The organism is Brachybacterium sp. NBEC-018 (assembly GCF_024860185.1).
GTDB classification, from domain to species: Bacteria; Actinomycetota; Actinomycetes; order Actinomycetales; family Dermabacteraceae; genus Brachybacterium; species Brachybacterium rhamnosum.
Genome location: NZ_CP100650.1, coordinates 588,496 through 606,150 on the forward strand (window position 1 = coordinate 588,496; position 17,655 = coordinate 606,150).

Below are 17,655 nucleotides of genomic sequence, written 5' to 3' on the forward strand. Positions count from 1 at the left end.
GTCAGAGCGAGGTCATGCCCCCGTCGACGCGGAAGATCGCGCCGGTGGCGAAGGAGGACTCCTCGCTCGCGAGGTAGACCATGATCCCGGTGACGTCCTCCGGGCGACCGGCTCGGCCGAGCGGGGTGCGGCCGACGATCCCGGCCCGCGCCTCGGGGTCCTCCGCGATGGTGCTCACCAGGGTCGTCTCGGTGTAGCCGGGCACGACGGTGTTCACGCGGATGCCGTCCGCGGCGTAGGCGTTCGCCGTGGCCCGGACGAGCGAGTGGATCCCGCCCTTGGTGGAGCTGTAGGCGGCGAAGTCGGCGCCCTCGCCGTTCAGCCCGGTGGGGCTGCCCGTCGCGATGATCGAGCCGCCCCCGCCCTCGAGCAGCGCGCGGACCCCGTGCTTGAGGGTGAGGAAGGTGCCGGTGAGGTTCACCGCGAGCGTGCGGTCCCACGCCTCGAGGGGGACGTCGGCGACCTTCGCGTCCTGCCCGAAGAGCTGCACCCCCGCGTTCGCGACGATCACGTCCGGGCGCAGTCCCTGCTCCGCGAGCTGCGCGTACGCGGCCTCGACGCTCTCCTCGTCGGAGACGTCCATCCGCACGGCGACGCCGCGCCCCGACGTCCCGGCGGCGGCCTCCGCGGCGGGCAGGTCGCGGTCGGCGTAGGCGACACGGGCCCCCTCCGCGACGAAACGGTCCGCGATCGCGCGTCCGATCCCGGCGGCGGCGCCCGTGACGAGCGCCGTCCGTCCGTCGAGTCGGCCGATGGCGGGGGTCTCTCGGGTCATGCTGGTCTCCTTCGGGAGGGTCATTCGATCGCGAACAGGGTGTAGCGATCGGCGTTGGTGGGGTCCACGAGCAGGCAGTCGACCGACTGCTTCTCGGGCATGCTCGTCTCCCCCGAGCGGAGGTACGCATCCGCCTGCTGGACGGCCATCTCGGAGATGGTGACCGCCGGCTGGATGCCGGTGGCGTGCATCTTCTCGGCGAGGATCGCGTCGACCGCGTCGGGGCTGCCGTCGAAGCCGACGACGACCACGTCCCCGGTGCGGCCCACGGCGTCGACCGCCGCGACGGCGCCCACGGCCATGGTGTCGTTCGCGGCGACGATCCCGGCGATCTCCGGATGCGCCTGGAGGATGGTCTGGGTCTTCGTGAACGCCTCCTGCTGGTCCCAGTTCGCGGTCTCCTGGGCGACCATCTCGAGCTCCTCGTACTGGTCGATGATCGCGTGGAAGGCGTTCGAGCGCACGGCCGCGTTCGTGTCCACCTCCTTGCCCTTGAGCTCGAGGTAGGGGCCCTTCGCGCCCATCGCCTCGACGAAGGACTCGGCGACCAGCCCGGCGCCCTGGGAGTTGTTGGCGACGATCTGCGCGGTCGCGATGCCCCGCTCGTTGATCTCGCGATCGATGAGGAAGACGGGCACGCCCGCGTCGACGGCCTTCTGCACGGCGCCGATGGTGACGTCGGCCCCGGCGTTGTCGCAGATGATCGCCGCGGCGCCGTTGGAGATCGCCGTGTCGAAGAGCGAGCTCTGGATGCTCGGGTCGTCGTCGTGCGAGTCCGTCTGGGCGGTGTAGCCCAGCCGCTCCGCCTCGGCGACGGCGGCGTCGGCCTCCGTCTTGTAGAAGATGTTCGAGGGCGAGGGGGTGATGATCGCGATGAGGCCGCCGGCGGCGCCTCCCGCCTTCTTCTCCTCGCCGTTCGTGCAGGCGGTGAGGGCGGCGCCGCCGACCGCGGCGGTCAGGAGTGCGCGACGGCCGATCCGGGGGCTCATGCCCGCACCTCCGCGGTGTCCGCGGCGAGGCTGCGGGCGGCGGCCGCGGCGGCCCGCCGTCGCTTCAGCCGCACCTGGCTCTGGTCGAGGATCACCGCGAGGACGATCACGAGACCCTTGATGACCGTCTGCCAGAAGCTCGAGACGCCGATCAGCACGAGGCCGTCGGAGAGGAAGCCGATGACGAAGGCGCCGATCAGCGCGCCGCGCACGCTCCCGCGCCCGCCGGCGAGGGAGGCCCCGCCGATCACGACGGCCGCGATCGCGTTGAGCTCGAAGCTCTGGCCCGTCTGCGGCGCCGCGGAGGTGAGCTCCGAGGCGATGATCAGCCCGGCCATGGCGGCGCAGAGACCGGAGATCACGTAGACGCGCATCTTCACGCTGCGGACCTTCACCCCGGACAGCTCCGCGGCGCGCTCGTTGCCGCCGGTCGCGAAGAGGTGACGGCCGAATCCGCTGCGCGCCACGAGCAGCCACACCAGTACCGCCGCCACGACCATGATCCAGATCGCCGTGGGGATGCCGAGCGGCGTGCCGAGGCCGAGGAACGAGAAGCCCGTGTTGCCGAGGGCCTCGTCCCCCTGGAGGCGGGGGAAGGTGGTGCCGTCGGAGATCAGCAGCGCCGCCCCGCGGGCGATGTACATGGTCCCGAGCGTCGCGATGAACGGCGCGACGTGGAAGCGGGTGACGAGCAGGCCGTTCAGCGCCCCGACGAGCCCGCCGACGGCGAGCGCGATCACGACCACGACCCAGACGGCGGGATAGGCGGTGGTGTCGAGGAGCGACAGCTCCCAGCCCTGCAGCAGCATCCCGGCGACGATCCCCGAGAGCCCCACGACGGAGCCCACCGAGAGGTCGATGCCGCCGGTGATGATCACCAGCAGCATGCCGAGCGCGAGGATCGCGTTGTAGGCGACGTGCTTGGTCATGACCACGAGGTTCGACGGCGTCAGGAAGGCGTCGGAGAGCAGCGAGAAGACGATGACGAGGACGATCAGCGCGACGAACGCGCGCTGGTCCATGAGCAGCTCGCCGATGCCGCGGCCCTTCAGGAGGGATCCACCCCGACCCGAGGCCCCGGGCGGGGCGGCGGGATCGGCGGTGCGGGTCTCAACGCTCATCGGATGCTCCCTCGTGCTGGGCGCCGCCGTCGGCGAGCGCCAGGATGTCCTCTCGGGTGGTCTCCCCCGGCGGGAGATCCGCGACGATCCGCCCTCGTGCCATCACGAGGATCCGGTCGCATGCATGGAGCACCTCCCCGACCTCGGAGGTGGCGAAGAGGACCCCGGTCCCGCGGACGGCGAGATCGGCCATGAGGGCGAAGATGTCCGCCTTCGCGCCCACGTCGATGCCGCGGGAGGGCTCGTCCAGGAGCAGCACGCGGGGCTGCGTGAGCAGGGCCTTCCCGATGACGACCTTCTGCTGGTTGCCCCCGGAGAGCGAGGTGATGGGGGCGTCGAGGCTCGCGGTCTTCAGCCGCACCCGGCCCCGGCCCTCCTCGGTCGCGGTCCGCTCCGCCGCGCGGGCGACGAAGCCGCCGCGCAGGAACCGGCCGACGGCGGCGAGCGCCATGTTCGCGCCCACGCCGAGGCTCTGCACCAGGCCGTCCCGCTGCCGGTCCTCGGGGACGAGCACCAGCCCCTCCCCGATCCGCTCGGCGATCGTGAGGCCCGCCAGGTCGCGCCCCGCGAGCTCGACGGTGCCGGACTGCGCGGGGAGGCGACCGGCGAGCGCCTCGAGCAGCTCGGTCCTGCCGGCGCCCATGAGGCCGAAGATGCCGACCACCTCCCGCTCGTGGAGGGCGAGGGTGGCCTCCTTGACGGCCGCGCGGCCGGTGCCGTCGGGATCGGCGACGACGAGGTCGCGCACGTCCAGCAGCACCTCGCCCGGGACCGCGGTCCGCTCGGGGTAGAGGTCCTCCTCCTCGCGTCCCACCATCGCGGTGACGATCCAGGTCATGTCCACCTCCGCCATGGGGCGGCGGGCGACGACGAGGCCGTCGCGGAGCACCACGGCGTGGTCGGCGATCTCGAGGCACTCCTCGAGGTGGTGGGAGATGAAGACGACGGCGACGCCCCGCGCCGTGAGGTCGCGGATCACGGTGAAGAGCACGCCGGCCTCCGCCTCGGAGAGCGCGGAGGTGGGCTCGTCCATGATGAGGACGCGGGCGTCGACGCTCAGGGCGCGGGCGATCTCGACGAGCTGCTGGCGCCCGAGGGTGAGGTCGCCGGCGAGGGCGGCGGGGTCCAGCGGCTCCTGGAGCCGCTCGAGGAACTCCACGGCCACGCGGCGCTGCGCCTCGGCGTCGACCATGCCCCAGCGCAGCCGCTCGCGGCCCAGGAAGATGTTGTCGGCGACGGTGAGGTTCGGGCAGAGGTTCAGCTCCTGATGGATGATCGCGATGCCGTGCGCGGCGGCGTCGACGGTGTCGGCGAGCACGATCTCCTCGCCGTCCAGGGTGATGGTCCCCGCGGTGGGCCGCTCGACCCCGGAGAGGATCTTCATGAGGGTGGACTTGCCGGCGCCGTTCTCGCCGAGCAGGGCGGTCACCTCCCCGCCGCGCAGCTCGAGGTCCACCCCGCGCAGCGCATGCGTGGCGCCGTAGGCCTTCGTCACGCCCTCGGCGCGGAGGCTGGTGGCGGTCATCAGGAGGGCTCCTCGATCGAGACCGGGAGCACGCTCAGGTGGGTGACGTCGCCCCCGTGCACGGAGGTCCAGGTGGTGGCGCCCTGGACGGTCACGGTCCTCCCGAGGAGGTCCTCGGGGTCCAGGTCCTCGTAGGCGTCCTCCGCAGCGAGGGAGTTCAGCTCTAAGGCGACGCCCTGGTACGCGATCTGGTTCTCGAAGTCGCCGTACTGCACGTCGAGGCCGACGTCGCGGAGGGAGGAGGAGGCGCCGTAGGGCGGGACCGCGATGCCGAGGCTCACCTCCCGGGGAAGGCCTTCGACCTCGAGGCCGAGCTCCCCGAACTCCCCCTCGACGACCTTCCCCGTGGCGGTGACGGCGTAGCTGTAGGGCTTGCCCTCGGCCTCGTGCCGGCCGTGCTCCTCGCCGGCGGCCTCGGGGTCCTCGAGCGCGGCGGTGACGATCTCGGTGACGGGGGTGGGCTGCTCGGTGATCGCGGGGACGACGGTGCTCGTGTAGCCGTCCCGTGCGAGCGCGGTGGCGTCGTCGGCCGAGGAGACCTCGTCCCCGCCGATGCTCTCCCCCGCGCCGACGAAGGTCGTCTGCTGGAGCATCGCGACGACGAGGGCCGCGACGGCGAGCGGGGCGATGAGGACGGGGCGCCGCCACCAGGGGCGGGCCGACGAGGCTGCGGACATCGATGTCTCCTTCGTCCCCGGGTCCGACTCTGGGCCCGGCTCTCGCCGCTCCTCGCCGGGGCGGCGGGTCGGCGTCCCGCGGCGGTCCACCGCCACGGGTTGCCGGGACCCTATGAGGCAACCGGTTGACCTGTCAACACCTCGTGACCCGCTCGCCAACCGGTTGACCAATTCGCCGTCGGATGCGTACTGTCGGCCCGACGCCCCGCCGCAGGACCGCGGTGGGCGCTCTGGACCACGGCCCGCACATCGGAGTGAGCGCATGAAGATCGGCATCGGCACCTACGCCCTGTTCTGGGAGTTCCAGGACGTGAACCCCCGGCCGCTGGGCGTCGCCGGCATGATCGACCGCGCCGCGGAGCTTGGGTGCGAGGTCTTCCAGATCTGCGACGACCCGCGGATCCTCGGGGAGGACGCCGCCGGCCTGCGCGCCCTCCGCTCCCGCGCCGAGGGCCACGGCATCGAGCTCGAGCTCGGCACCCGCGGCATCGACCCCGAGCACCTCGCCCGCTTCGTCGACATGGCCGGCGCTCTCGGGGCGCGCACCCTGCGCTCGATGGTGCAGGCCCCGGAGATCGCTCGCGGCGTCGAGGCCGCCGCCCGCACCCTGCGCCGCACGCTCCCCCGCCTCGAGGCCGCGGGCGTGACCCTCGCGCTCGAGACCTACGAGCAGCTGCCCACCGCGGATCTCCTCGCCCTCGTCGAGGAGCTCGACTCCCCGCTCGTGGGGATCTGCCTCGATCCCGCCAACTGCGTCTCCGCGCTCGAGCACCCCCGCCAGGTCGTCGAGTCCTGCGCCCCGCGCACCGCGGACCTCCACGTCAAGGACTTCCGCTTCACGCGCGAGGAGGGCTGGGTGGGGTTCCGCTACTCGGGTGCCCCGATCGGCGAGGGCCTGCTCGACCTCGACCACGAGCTGCGCAGCGTCTACCCGCCCGGCCACCGCCGCGCCGAGGACGGCGCCCCCGCCGCGATCGTCGAGCACTGGCTGCCGTGGCAGGGCGACCTCCCCACGACCCTCGCCGCCGAGCGGGACTGGACCACCCGCACCCTCACCGCGCTGCGCGACTGGCGCGCGGCGCACACCGACTGACCCCCACCCACCGAAGGAGAACACCATGACCAGCAGCAAGGAGCTCAACCCGCTCTTCGGCAAGACCGTCGAGCTGGATCCCTCGATCACCGTCGCCGTCGTCGGCGCGAGCGGCAAGATGGGCACCCGCGTCTCGAACAACCTCAACCTCACCGACGCCCCGATCCTCTACGTCGAGTCCTCCGAGGCCGGCCGCGAGCGCCTCGCCGCCCTGGGCCGGGAGACCACCGACCTCGAGACCGCCGCCGCCCAGGCCGACGTCGTCATCCTCGCCGTGCCGGACGTCGCCCTCGGCTCCGTCTCCGCGACGGTGGTGCCGCTCATGAAGGAGGGCGGCGTCCTGCTGACCCTCGACCCGGCGGCCTCCTACGCGGGGCTGCTCACGCAGCGCGAGGGCGTGCACCAGGCGTGCGCGCACCCCGCCCACCCGTCCGTCTTCCTCGAGCGCACCACCCCGGAGGAGTGGGCGGACACCTTCGGCGGGATCGCCGCCCCGCAGGAGGTCGTCGCGGCCTACGAGGGCGAGGACGAGCAGGTCCGCGAGCGGATCGCGAAGGTCATCCGGGCGATCTACGCCCCGGTCATCGACGTGCACTGGGTGACGGTCAAGCAGCTCGCCCAGCTCGAGCCGACCCTCGTGGAGACCACCGGCTGCATGATCGGCCAGTTCCTCAAGGACTCGATGGACCACGCGGTGAACGTCGTGGGCATCCCCGAGCCGGCCGTGCGGGCCCTCTTCCACGGCCACATCTTCATCGCCCTCACCAACGCCCTGCGCGGCTCGAACCCGTTCTCCGACGCGTGCCTGCGCGCCATGGACTACGGCCGCGAGTCGATCATCGCCCCCGACTGGACGAAGGTCTGGGACGACGAGGAGCTCGACAAGGTCCTCGCCCAGATGCTCGACATCCCCGCGATCGAGCGCTGACCCCTCCCTCCCCCTCTCTCGGCGGCGGGCGCCCCAGCGTGCGCCCGCCGCCCCACCCGCACGCCCTCACCTCGACATCGGAGTCACCGTGACCGCAGCACCCGCCGAGAACCCCGTGGCCCGCTCCGCGATCCGCAAGGTCTCGATCCGCCTCGTCCCCTTCGTGGCGCTCATGTTCTTCATCAACTACCTCGATCGCACCGCGATCGGCTTCGCCGCCCCCAACGGCATGAACAGCGACCTCGCCCTCACGGCGGCGCAGTTCGGCTTCGCCTCGGGCGTCTTCTTCATCGGCTACATCCTGCTGGAGATCCCCTCGAACCTCGCCCTGCACCGCTTCGGCGCGCGGATCTGGCTCGCCCGCATCATGATCAGCTGGGGCGTCGTCGCCGTCGCCTTCACCTGGGTGCAGGGCTTCACCTCGCTCACCGTGCTGCGCTTCCTGCTCGGCGTCGCGGAGGCCGGGTTCTTCCCCGGCGCGATCCTCTTCCTCAGCCTCTGGGTCCCCGCCGCGCACCGCGGCCGCATCCTCATGCTCTTCTACCTCGCCCAGCCGCTGACCACGGTGGTCGGCGCCCCGCTCGCCGGGCTCCTCATCCAGCAGCACGGGCTGTTCGGCCTCGAGGGCTGGCGCGTCATGTTCCTCGGCGTGGGCCTGCCCGCGATCATCGTCGGCATCCTCGCGCTCGTGTACCTCAAGGACCGCCCGGCCGACGCCCGCTGGCTCAGCCGCGCCGAGCAGGAGTGGCTCACCGAGGCGCTCGAGAAGGAGTCCGCGGCCAAGAGCGAGGGCACCGGGCACGTCCCGGCCCGCTTCGCCTTCCGCAGCGGCCGGGTGTGGATGCTCGCCCTGATCTACTTCGGCTTCATCTACGGGCTCTACGCCCTCGCCTTCTTCCTGCCCACGATCATCGAGGGCTTCCAGGACCAGAGCGGGCAGACCTTCGGCGTGCTCGCGAAGGGTCTCATCACGGCGATCCCCTACGTGCCGGCGGCCGTGGTCATGGTGCTGTGGTCCCGCCACGCGAGCCGGAACGGCCTGCGCACCTGGCACATCGCGGTCCCCGCGCTGGTGGGCGGGGTCTCGATCCCGCTCGCGCTGCTCGCCCCCTCCCCCGCGCTGACCATCGCGGTCATCACGGTGACGGCCTGCGCGATCTTCGCGGCGCTGCCGAACTTCTGGACGCTGCCCACGCAGTTCCTCACGGGGGCGGCCGCCGCCGCGGGCGTCGCGCTCATCAACACGCTCGGGAACCTCGGCGGCTTCAGCGCCCCGTACATCACCGGCGCCGTCCACGACTGGACGGGCGGCTACGAGGCGCCGATGGCGCTCGTGGGCGTGTTCATGCTGATCTCCGCGCTGCTCATGGTCGTGCTCGCCCGCGGCGGAAGGGGGACGGCCGACGTCGCCCCGACCACCGCCCCGGCCCCGCTCACCTCGCGGTGATCGGGGCCGGGCGCGGCCCGGATCCCCACCCGAGACATTTTCCTATAGGATCGTCTCCGTCGACGGGTCGTCCCCACGCCCCGAGCGGTCGACGACGACCCCGCCCCGTCCACCGCGCCGCACCGCCGCCGGCGCCCGCCCAGGAGTTCCCGATGACGAAGCTCTACAACGACCCCACCCAGTTCGCCGCCCAGGCGGTTCGGGGTCTCGCCCTGTCCCACCCCGAGCACGTCGCCGAGGTCCACGGCGGCGTCGTGCGCCCCACCCTCACCCCGAAGGGCCAGCCCGCCCTCGTGATCGGCGGCGGCTCCGGCCACTACCCCGCCTTCGCCGGCTGGGTGGGCCCCGGCATGGGGCACGGCGCCCCGTGCGGCAACGTCTTCGCCTCGCCGTCCGCCTCGCAGGTGTACTCCGTCGCCCGCAACGCCGAGAACGGCGGCGGCGTGATCCTCGGCTTCGGCAACTACGCCGGGGACGTGCTGCACTTCGGCCTCGCCGCCGAGAAGCTCCGCGCCGAGGGCGTGGACGTGCGCATCGTCAAGGTCAGCGACGACATCGTCTCCAACACCCCTGACCAGCACCGCGACCGCCGCGGCATCGCCGGCGACCTGCCCGTCTTCAAGATCGCGGGCGCCGCGATCGAGGCCGGCGCGGACCTCGACGAGGCCGAGCGGATCGCCTGGAAGGCCAACGACGCCACCCGCTCCTTCGGCGTCGCCTTCGACGGCTGCACCCTCCCCGGCGCGGACGACGCCCTCTTCCACGTGCCCGCGGGCCAGATGGGCGTGGGCCTCGGCATCCACGGCGAGCCCGGCGTGCGCGACGAGCCCGTCGGCACCGCCGACGAGATCGCGACGCTCCTCGTCGAGGGCCTGCTCGCCGAGCGTCCTGAGGGATCCTCCGGCCGCGCCGCCGTGATCCTCAACGGCCTCGGCACCGTGAAGTACGAGGAGCTCTTCGTGGTCTACGCGAAGGTCGCCGAGCTGCTCGAGGCCGCCGGCATCACTCCCGTGCGCCCCGAGGTCGGCGAGTTCATCACGAGCCTCGACATGGCCGGCCTCTCCCTCACCCTCGTCTTCCTCGACGAGGAGCTCGAGCAGCACTGGCTCGCGCCCGTCGACACCCCCGCCTACCGCCGCGGCGCCGTCGCCCCCGTCGAGCGCGAGCCGCGCGAGAGCTACTGGACCCCCGGCGCGGACCCGGTCCCCGCCGCGAGCGACGCCTCCCGCGCGACCGCCGCGAAGGTCGCGGACGTCCTGGACCTGTTCCAGGCCGTCTGCGCCCGCGAGGAGGCCGAGCTGGGCCGCATCGACCAGATCGCCGGCGACGGCGACCACGGCCAGGGCATGGCCTACGGCTCCACGGGCGCCGCGAAGGCCGCCCGCGCCGCGCTCGACGAGGGCGCCGGCGCGCGCACCCTGCTCGTGCGGGCGGGCGAGGCGTGGTCCGAGTCCGCCGGCGGCACCTCCGGCGCGCTCTGGGGCGCGGCGCTCACCGCCGCGGCGGGCGTCTACTCCGATGACGAGGGCGCCGCCCCGCGCACCGCCGTCGACGCGCTCGACGCCGGCATCGACGCGGTGCTGCGCCTCGGCGGCGCCCAGGTGGGCGACAAGACCATGGTCGACGCCGCCGTCCCCTTCCGTGCCACCCTGGAGCAGGCGTTCACCGGGGAGAACCCGGCCGCCGCGATCCTCGAGGCCGCGGGCGCCGCCCGCGAGGCGGCCGCCGCGACCGCGGAGATCACCGCCCGCCTGGGCCGCTCCCGCGTGCTGGGCGAGCGCTCGCTCGGCACCCCCGACCCGGGCGCGATCTCGTTCTCGATCCTCATGACCGAGCTCGGCGAGCACCTGTCCTGACGTCCTGACCAGCACCACCACCCCTGAGGAGATCACCATGGCCCTGCGCATCGTCACCGGATCCGACAACGCCGGCTACGGCCACAAGTCCGCCCTGAAGGAGCTGCTCGAGAACGACCCCCGCGTCGCGTCCGTGACCGACGTCGGCGTGGGAGGACGTGAGGACGGCGAGCTGTACCCGAACGTCGCCGTCGCCGCCGCGGAGAAGGTCGCCGCCGGCGAGGCGGACCGCGCCCTGCTCATCTGCGGGACCGGCCTCGGCGTCGCGATCGCCGCGAACAAGGTGAGCGGCATCCGCGCCGTCACCGCGCACGACCTCTACTCGGTGCAGCGCTCGGTGCTGTCGAACAACGCGCAGGTCCTGTGCATGGGCGAGCGGGTCATCGGTCTCGAACTCGCGAAGGAGCTCGTGAAGGTGTGGCTCGACCTCGAGTTCGACCCCACCTCCTCCTCCGCGGAGAAGGTCGACGCGATCTGCGCCTACGACGGCTCCCTCGAGAAGGCCTGAACCCCATGAGCACGCTGTGGGTGGGCACCAGCTGGAAGATGACGAAGACCCTCGCCGAGGCGCGGGCCTGGGCGGAGGGGCTGCGCGAGCACCTCGACACCGTCCCGGACGGTGTGCAGCCGTTCGTCATCCCCTCCTTCACCGCCACCACCACGGTGCGGGGGATCCTCGGCGAGGACTCCCCCGTGCTGCTCGGCGTGCAGAACGCGCACTGGGAGGACACCGGTGCCTGGACCGGTGAGGTGTCCGTCCCCCAGGCGAAGGACGCCGGCGCGCAGATCGTCGAGATCGGCCACTCCGAGCGCCGCGAGCACTTCGGCGAGACCGTGGAGACCACGCGGCTCAAGGTCGCCGCGGCCCTGCGCCACGGCCTCACCCCGCTGCTGTGCATCGGGGAGAGCGCCGAGGTGAAGGAGGCCGGCGGCTCGAGCGCGTTCATCCTCGAGCAGGCCGCGGGCGCCCTCGAGGGCCTCTCCGCGGAGGAGCTCTCCCGCGTCGTCATCGCCTACGAGCCGATCTGGGCGATCGGCGAGAAGGGCCGGCCGGCCACGACCGAGGAGCTCCGCGAGCCCTTCGCCGCCCTCGGCGCGCAGTACACCGGCCGCGTCGCCGGGCTGCTCTACGGCGGCTCCGTCAACCTCGGCAATGCCGCGGATCTGCTCGGCATCGACCACGTGACCGGCCTGTTCGTGGGCCGCACGGCGTGGGAGCTCGAGGGCTACCTCGAGCTGCTCGCGATCGCCGGGCGGTCCTGAGAGCCTTCTCGGGGAGCGGTCGTATCCTGGTCCGCACGGCGAGGTCAGGGGGAACCATGGCACAGCGGATCGGCACGCTCCGGGTCCGGCCGCGGCGACGCGGCCGATGGCTCACGATCGGTGTGCCCGTCACCGCCGGGCTCGTGCTCGGCATCGGCAGCTTCCTCACCCTCGGCGTCGCGAGCCTGATCGGCGGCGGCACCCTGCTCGCCCCGCTGCTCGCCGGCCTCGGTGTCGGCGTGCTCGTGGGCGGCGCCCTGGGCCTCGCCCTCCGCAACCGTCGCGCCGCCCCCGTGCGCCTGCAGGACTCGGGCGTCGCCATGCCCGAGGGCACGCTCCCCGCCCTCGAGGGGATCGTGCGCACCACCCGCCGTCGGCGACGTGACCTGCAGCGGGTGCGCCGACACGTGCGCGACCGCACCGTGCGGCCCGTCCTGCGGCGCGCGGAGACGCTGCTGCTGCGGATCGACGCGCTCGTCGCGAGCCCCGCGCTCCAGACCCGCCGCCCCTGGGACGACGACGTGCTCCTGCTCGAGGGGATGGCCGAGCGCTACGTACCCGACCTCGTGCGCGCCGCGGAGGACAACGCCGGCTTCCTCACCGCCCCCGGCGACGGCCCGCGGCAGACGGCGCTCGCGAACCTCCGCAGCATCGACGCCCAGCTCGACGCCCTCGCCATGAGGCTCGACGAGGTCGAGGGGCGGCTCGTCTCGGGCGTCACCCGGGAGCTCGACGTGCACGCCGAGTTCCTGCGCGTGCGGCTCGCCCAGGGCGAGCCGGTGCGGGTCAGTCCTCCGCTGCGCTGAGCGAGCGGGCGAGCACCCCGTCGAGGTGCGCGGCGAGGGCCTGCAGCGCCCCGTCGTGATGGTGCTGGCGCACCTTCTCCAGCACGATCCCGTGCTCCTCGTGGGCCACGCGGCCGTCGAAGGTCTCGGGCCCGCCGGACCAGGTCTGCCGCATGCGGTGGCTGTAGGTGCTGAGGTTCTCGACCATGGTGCGCAGGTAGCGGTTGTCCGCATGGGCGAAGAACACCTGGTGGAAGGCCCAGTCCGCCCGGAAGTGCTCGTTGAGCAGCTCGTAGTCCTCGGCACCCGCGGCGTCGATCTGGGCGAGCACCTCGGCGTGGCGGGCGTGCGCGGCCTCGAGATCGGCGACGAGCGCGTCCCACTGGGTGAAGGCGCGACCCAGGGCCGCGGACTCGACGACCTTGCGGGCGTCGAGCAGCTCGGTCATGTGCTCGGCGTCCAGCGGCGGGGCGACCACGTAGCCGCGCAGCGCGACGTACTCGACGAGGCCGGAGCGCTCGAGGGCCACCATCGCCTCGCGCACCGGGGTGGGTGAGACCTCGAGGTCGCGGGCGAGGCCGTCGATGCTGAGGCGGGAGCCGGGGGCCCAGCGGTTCTCGAGGAGGCGCTGGAGGATGAGCTCCTCGACCTCGTCGCGCAGGACCTGTCGTCGGATGGCCAAGGGGCGGCTCCTTCGGGCGGGGCGGCGGCTCCCGGTGTCCGGACTGCCGATCGGGCTTCCCATAGGATACCGGCCCGTTATCGCCCGGCGCCGGCCGTTCCGGAGCTCAGCCCTCCCGGGTCACTCAGGTCTCCAGGAGCCGCGCGAGCTCCCGGACGATCAGCACCGCGCCGTCCTCGCCTCCCGCGACCGGGGCGAGCTGGCCGTCGGCGCGCAGCGTGGCCGCGCCGTGCGCGAGCGCCCACAGCAGCTGCGGGCTCGCCGCCGTGCCCGCCCGGACGGTGAGCCGGCCGAAGGCGCGCTGCTGGGCCTCGCGCAGCGCCGGGTCCTCGGCGTCGAGCAGGGCGGTGCGGAACATGAGGGTGAAGAGCTCGGGGGCGCGCGCGGCGAAGCCGACGTAGGCCTCGCCGGAGGAGGCGATGTCCCCCGCCTCCTCGAGCCTCGTCGCGAGCAGGTCGAAGCCCTCGGCGGCGAGCGCGGTGAGCAGGCCGGTCATCCCGCCGAACACGTAGCCGGGGGCCGCGTGGGAGACCCCGGCGCGGCGGGCGACGGCGCGCAGGGAGAGCCGGTCGACGCCGACCTCGGCGAGCTCGGCGCGGGCGGCGGCGAGCAGGGCCGGGCGGGCGCCGGCGGGGGCTGGAGAGGACATACGCCCATCGTCGCGAGACCCCTTGACACTGTCAAGCCGGCGTCGTACGGTCGCCGTGCTTGACAGTGTCAATCCCGTCGCGGAGGAGTCCCCATGGAACCGGCGATCGTCCTCGTCGTGGTCACCACCACCAGCTACGCCGTCGCCCGCCGCACGGGCGTCGCCGATCCCCTCACGCTCGCCCTGCGCCTCGGCGTGGCCGCGATGTTCCTGCTCACGGGCACCGTCCACTTCGTCATGATGCGCGAGCAGCTCGTCGCCATGGTCCCCGCCTGGGCCGGGGACCCCGAGCTCGCCGTCACCGCCACGGGCGTGCTCGAGCTCGCGGGCGCCGTGGGCCTCCTCCATCGCGGCCTCGCCCCCTGGGCCGCGGCCGGCCTCACCGCGCTGCTGCTCGCCATGTTCCCCGCGAACGTGCACCTCGCCCTCTCCGGCGGCGACCTGCCCTGGCACGACCGGCTGCTCCCGCGCACCGCGCTCCAGGTCCTGTTCCTCGCCGCGACGGGCGGGATCCTCGCCCGCACGCTCCGGCGCGGGGCAACCCGTGGTCGCCCCGTGCGCAGCTCACGCCGCGCGGCCTAGGCTCGAGGGCGGGCACGGATCGTCGGACCGGCCCGGACCCCGAGGAGCACCCCACGACCACCACCGCGCCCCGCCGCTTCGGCGCCCTCCGCGACCGCCATTCGCGCCCGTACCTGCTCACCTCCGGCATGTCGATGATGGCGGACAACATCGAGCACGTCATCACCTACTGGTTCCTCTGGCAGGCCTTCCACTCCCCCGCGCTCGTCGGCTTCCAGGTGATCAGCCACTGGCTGCCGTTCCTGCTGTGCTCGGTGTGGTTCGGCGAGCTCGCCGAGCGGCACGACTGCCGTCGGATCATCCAGATCGCCCAGGGCCTGTTCGCCTTCGTCTCCGTGGCCTGGGGCGTCCTCTTCCTCACCGGCACGCTGACGATGTGGGAGGCGTGCATCCTGCTCGTGCTGCACGGCTGCGCGGGCGCCCTCTGGGGCCCGGCGGAGCAGCTCATGCTCCACGACTTCGCCGAGCCGCGGGAGCTGCCCGGCGCCGTGCGCCTGAACGCGACCTTCAAGAGCCTCGGCGTGCTCGCCGGGCCGATCGTCGGCTCCGCACTGCTGCTCGCCCTGGGCCCGGCGATCGGGATCCTCGTGAACGTCCTGTTCTACCTGCCGATGACCCTGCTCATGCTGCGCACCCCCTACACCGGGCACACGCGGGACGGCGTGGTGCGGCGCGAGCGGCTGGGCCCGCTGCGCTCCCTCGCCGTGCTGCGCACCGTCGCCGGGGACCGCGTGCTCGTCGCGATGATCGCCCTGGGCGGGCTCATCGCGGTGGGCGTCGGCTCCTCCCTGCAGGTCGCCATGCCCTCCCTCGCCGACGCCCTCGGCGCCGGCGACGCGGGCGCCGCCTACGGCCTGCTCCTCTTCGCGAACGGCGTGGGCGGCGTGGTGGGTGGCGTGCTGCTCGAGGCGACGGGCGTGATCTGGCCCAGCACCCGTGCCGCCGTCGTCGCGACCTTCCTCTTCGGGGTGACCACGATCGTCGTGGCGACCTCGCCGAGCTACCTCGTCACCGTGCTCGCGCTCGTCATCGGCGGCGTCGCGAACATGGCCTCGATGACGATCGGCCAGGCCGTCGTGCAGCTGCGCGCGCCCGTCGACCAGCGCGGCCGCGTGATCGGCGTCTACAGCATGCTCACCACCGGCCTGCGCACCGGCAACGGGATCACCCTCGCGGTGCTCGGCTCCCTGATCGGCGTGACCGGGACCGTGCTCGTGGGCGGCAGCGTGCTCGCCGTCGGGGCGGTCGTCATCGCGGCGCTCAACGCGCTGGCGACCGCCCGACGGCGCGCGGCGGGCTAGAGCGCGGCGAGCGGGACGGGCTGCCCCGTGCGCACCGACTCCTGGGCGGCGGCGACCACGCGCGTGGTGCGCAGGCCCACCTCGCCCGTCGGCTCGACCGCCTCCCCGGCGCGCACGGCGCCGAGGAACGCCTCGAGCAGCGCCGCGTCGAGGTCCGTCCCGTAGGGCAGCCAGCGGCCGGGGCCTCCCACGTGCGGGGCGAAGGCGTCGATCTGCAGCTGCCCGCCGGTGCCCACGGCCTGCAGGGTGAGCCCGCCCCACGTGGGGGCGTCCGCCGGCTGCGACCACGAGCAGTCGATCGTCGCGACGAGCCCGCCCGGGTAGGTGAGGGTGACGAGGCCGCCGGTCTCCGCCCGCAGCCCCTGCTCCCCGGCCCGGTCCTCCCAGAGGATCCGGTTGGTGACGGCGTGGACCGCCTCCGGCTCGCCGAGCAGCGAGTCGAGGATCTGGGCGAGGTGCACCGTGTGGTCCACGAGGGCGCCGCCGCCCGCGAGCTCCGGGTCGCTGAACCAGTCGCGGCCCGCGGGCAGCTTGCCGTTGTTCGTGCCGGTCAGGCCGATGACCTCGCCGAGCGTGCCGTCACCCACGGCCGTGCGGAGCGCCGCGACGGCCGGGGAGAAGTGCACGGGGAAGGCCGTCATGAGCACGACGCCCGCCTCCCGGCAGGCCTCCACCATCGACGCCGCGTCCGCGACGGTCGTCGCGAGCGGCTTCTCGCACAGCACGTGCACGCCGCGCCGCGCGGCCTCGAGCACGAGATCGCGGTGGTGGGCGTTCGCGCTGGTCACGACGATCGCCTCGGGGCCGTCGGCCCAGTGGTCCCAGGCCTCCTCGTAGGAGCCGACGAGGCTGCGGGCGCTCACGTCGCCGAAGCCGTCCGGGTCCGCGACGACGAGGTCGACGTCCGCCCGGGCGTCGAGCAGTGCCGCGTAGCCCGCGGCATGGGTGTGGGCGCAGCTCATGAGCGCCACGCGGAGAGGGGTGGGGGTCAGCATGCGATGCTCCGTCCGGTGCGCAGGGACTGCAGGGCCGCGCCGGCCACGCGCACGGCCTCGGCGCCGTCGGCCCCGTCCACGCGCGCGGCGCCGCCGCTGCTCAGGGCCGCCACGAAGTCGAGGATCTCCTCGGCGTAGGGGCTGGGGAAGGTCGTGACCTCCGGCAGGAAGCCGTCGCCGGAGGCCTGGCGGGCCGCGGCGACCGCGTCGAAGGTGATGCCGGAGTCGCCCGCGGAGTCGTAGCGCAGGCGGCCGCCGGAGCCGGCGAGGTCGAAGGTGTAGCGGAACGCGGTCCCGGGCGCGCCCCACAGGCCGCGGCAGTGGCTGATCGCGCCCGAGGCGTGGGTGAGGACCACGTGGGCCGTGCGCACCTCGTCCGTCGCGGCGGCCGTGCGCTGGCGGGCGTGGACGGCGACGGCGGGGCCGGCCATCCACAGCGCCTGGTCGATGTCGTGGATCATCTGGTCCATGACGATGCCGCCCGAGAGCGACTCGTCCCCGAACCAGGGCTGGCGCGGGAAGGAGCCGGTGCGCTCGAAGCGCAGCACGGCGATCTCGCCGATCTCGCCCGCGTCGATCGCCCGCTTCGCGGCCGCGTACTGCGGGAAGTAGCGGACGACGTGCGCGGGCAGCAGGCGCCGGCCCGCCCGCTCGGCGTGCGCGACGAGGGCGTCGGCCTCCTCCGCGGTGAGCGCGAGCGGCTTCTCGCAGACCACGTCGCGCCCCGCGTCGAGCGCGGCGTGCACGATCGCCCCGTGCTCCGGGGTGGGGGTGCAGACGTCGACCACGTCGACGGCCGCGAGCAGGGCGCCGAGGTCCTCGTGGACCTGCGCGCCGAACTGCGCGGCGAACTCCTCCGCGCCGTCGACGCTGTGGCAGTGCAGCTCGGCGCCCGCCTGCACCCAGCCGGGGGCGTGGGCGCGGGAGATGCCGCCGGTGCCGACGATGCCGACGCGGAGCGGGCGGTCAGGGGGTGAGGGGGTCATG

18 protein-coding genes are annotated in these 17,655 nt (G+C 73.6%); 9 read left to right on the top strand and 9 right to left on the bottom strand.

The window, feature by feature from the left end; translation table 11 throughout:
• Position 1 precedes the first annotated feature (1 nt).
• Genes NLU66_RS02675 through NLU66_RS02695 form a run of 5 tightly spaced genes read right to left on the bottom strand, consistent with a single transcriptional unit; the run spans position 2 to position 5,087 of the window.
• Positions 2 to 775, bottom strand: a complete 774-nt coding sequence (locus tag NLU66_RS02675) for an SDR family NAD(P)-dependent oxidoreductase (RefSeq protein ID WP_259361413.1) — start codon at positions 773 to 775, stop codon at positions 2 to 4.
• A gap of 20 nt (positions 776 to 795) precedes the next feature.
• Entirely contained in the window at positions 796 to 1,764 is a 969-nt protein-coding gene (locus tag NLU66_RS02680) for a D-ribose ABC transporter substrate-binding protein (protein ID WP_259361414.1), read from the bottom strand.
• Positions 1,761 to 2,885 (bottom strand): ABC transporter permease, encoded by a 1,125-nt coding sequence (locus NLU66_RS02685; RefSeq protein ID WP_259361415.1) that lies wholly within the window; start codon positions 2,883 to 2,885, stop codon positions 1,761 to 1,763. The genes NLU66_RS02680 and NLU66_RS02685 overlap by 4 nt, the downstream gene beginning before the upstream one ends.
• Entirely contained in the window at positions 2,875 to 4,410 is a 1,536-nt protein-coding gene (locus NLU66_RS02690; RefSeq protein ID WP_259361416.1) for a sugar ABC transporter ATP-binding protein, read from the bottom strand. Before NLU66_RS02690 ends, NLU66_RS02685 begins: the two co-directional genes overlap by 11 nt.
• Complete coding sequence (locus tag NLU66_RS02695) at positions 4,410 to 5,087, bottom strand: DUF2291 domain-containing protein (RefSeq protein ID WP_259361417.1); 678 nt, start codon at positions 5,085 to 5,087, stop codon at positions 4,410 to 4,412. Before NLU66_RS02695 ends, NLU66_RS02690 begins: the two co-directional genes overlap by 1 nt.
• A 262-nt stretch (positions 5,088 to 5,349) precedes the next feature.
• On the opposite strand from NLU66_RS02695, the gene NLU66_RS02700 reads away from it, so the two are divergent.
• From NLU66_RS02700 to NLU66_RS02730, 7 genes are all read left to right on the top strand, one after another.
• Positions 5,350 to 6,180 carry a sugar phosphate isomerase/epimerase family protein gene (locus NLU66_RS02700; RefSeq protein ID WP_259361418.1) on the top strand — a complete coding sequence of 277 codons (831 nt, stop codon included), beginning with the start codon at positions 5,350 to 5,352 and terminating at the stop codon, positions 6,178 to 6,180.
• 25 nt (positions 6,181 to 6,205) lie between these two features.
• Positions 6,206 to 7,108, top strand: a complete 903-nt coding sequence (locus tag NLU66_RS02705) for a phosphogluconate dehydrogenase C-terminal domain-containing protein (RefSeq protein ID WP_259361419.1) — start codon at positions 6,206 to 6,208, stop codon at positions 7,106 to 7,108.
• 88 nt (positions 7,109 to 7,196) lie between these two features.
• Positions 7,197 to 8,555 (top strand): MFS transporter, encoded by a 1,359-nt coding sequence (locus tag NLU66_RS02710; RefSeq protein WP_259361420.1) that lies wholly within the window; start codon positions 7,197 to 7,199, stop codon positions 8,553 to 8,555.
• A 152-nt stretch (positions 8,556 to 8,707) separates the two neighbouring features.
• Positions 8,708 to 10,411 (top strand): dihydroxyacetone kinase family protein, encoded by a 1,704-nt coding sequence (locus tag NLU66_RS02715; RefSeq protein WP_259361421.1) that lies wholly within the window; start codon positions 8,708 to 8,710, stop codon positions 10,409 to 10,411.
• A gap of 37 nt (positions 10,412 to 10,448) precedes the next feature.
• The gene (locus NLU66_RS02720; protein WP_259361422.1) at positions 10,449 to 10,919 is read left to right on the top strand and encodes a ribose-5-phosphate isomerase; all 471 of its coding nucleotides are present in this window, start codon (positions 10,449 to 10,451) and stop codon (positions 10,917 to 10,919) included.
• A 5-nt stretch (positions 10,920 to 10,924) separates the two neighbouring features.
• On the top strand, positions 10,925 to 11,674 hold the full coding sequence (locus NLU66_RS02725) for a triose-phosphate isomerase (RefSeq protein WP_259361423.1): 750 nt from the start codon (positions 10,925 to 10,927) through the stop codon (positions 11,672 to 11,674).
• A 56-nt stretch (positions 11,675 to 11,730) separates the two neighbouring features.
• Positions 11,731 to 12,480 carry a hypothetical protein gene (locus NLU66_RS02730; protein ID WP_259361424.1) on the top strand — a complete coding sequence of 250 codons (750 nt, stop codon included), beginning with the start codon at positions 11,731 to 11,733 and terminating at the stop codon, positions 12,478 to 12,480.
• Here the strand turns inward: NLU66_RS02730 and NLU66_RS02735 are convergent.
• Together NLU66_RS02735 and NLU66_RS02740 are read right to left on the bottom strand one after the other, a co-directional pair.
• Positions 12,461 to 13,141 (bottom strand): GntR family transcriptional regulator, encoded by a 681-nt coding sequence (locus tag NLU66_RS02735; RefSeq protein ID WP_259361425.1) that lies wholly within the window; start codon positions 13,139 to 13,141, stop codon positions 12,461 to 12,463. The genes NLU66_RS02730 and NLU66_RS02735 overlap by 20 nt on opposite strands.
• A 124-nt stretch (positions 13,142 to 13,265) precedes the next feature.
• Positions 13,266 to 13,790, bottom strand: a complete 525-nt coding sequence (locus NLU66_RS02740; protein ID WP_259361426.1) for a TetR/AcrR family transcriptional regulator — start codon at positions 13,788 to 13,790, stop codon at positions 13,266 to 13,268.
• 93 nt (positions 13,791 to 13,883) lie between these two features.
• Between NLU66_RS02740 and NLU66_RS02745 the strand changes: the two genes are divergently transcribed.
• Both NLU66_RS02745 and NLU66_RS02750 read left to right on the top strand, forming a co-directional pair.
• Positions 13,884 to 14,372, top strand: a complete 489-nt coding sequence (locus NLU66_RS02745) for a DoxX family protein (RefSeq protein ID WP_259361427.1) — start codon at positions 13,884 to 13,886, stop codon at positions 14,370 to 14,372.
• 128 nt (positions 14,373 to 14,500) lie between these two features.
• Positions 14,501 to 15,673 (top strand): MFS transporter, encoded by a 1,173-nt coding sequence (locus NLU66_RS02750; protein WP_259361428.1) that lies wholly within the window; start codon positions 14,501 to 14,503, stop codon positions 15,671 to 15,673.
• On the opposite strand, the gene NLU66_RS02755 is transcribed toward NLU66_RS02750, so the two are convergent.
• A complete protein-coding gene (locus NLU66_RS02755) occupies positions 15,670 to 16,668 on the bottom strand; it encodes a Gfo/Idh/MocA family protein (protein WP_259361429.1) in 999 nt (332 codons plus the stop codon). The genes NLU66_RS02750 and NLU66_RS02755 overlap by 4 nt on opposite strands.
• Positions 16,662 to 17,654 (bottom strand): Gfo/Idh/MocA family protein, encoded by a 993-nt coding sequence (locus NLU66_RS02760; RefSeq protein WP_259361430.1) that lies wholly within the window; start codon positions 17,652 to 17,654, stop codon positions 16,662 to 16,664. The genes NLU66_RS02755 and NLU66_RS02760 overlap by 7 nt, the downstream gene beginning before the upstream one ends.
• Between the last annotated feature and the right edge of the window lies 1 nt (position 17,655).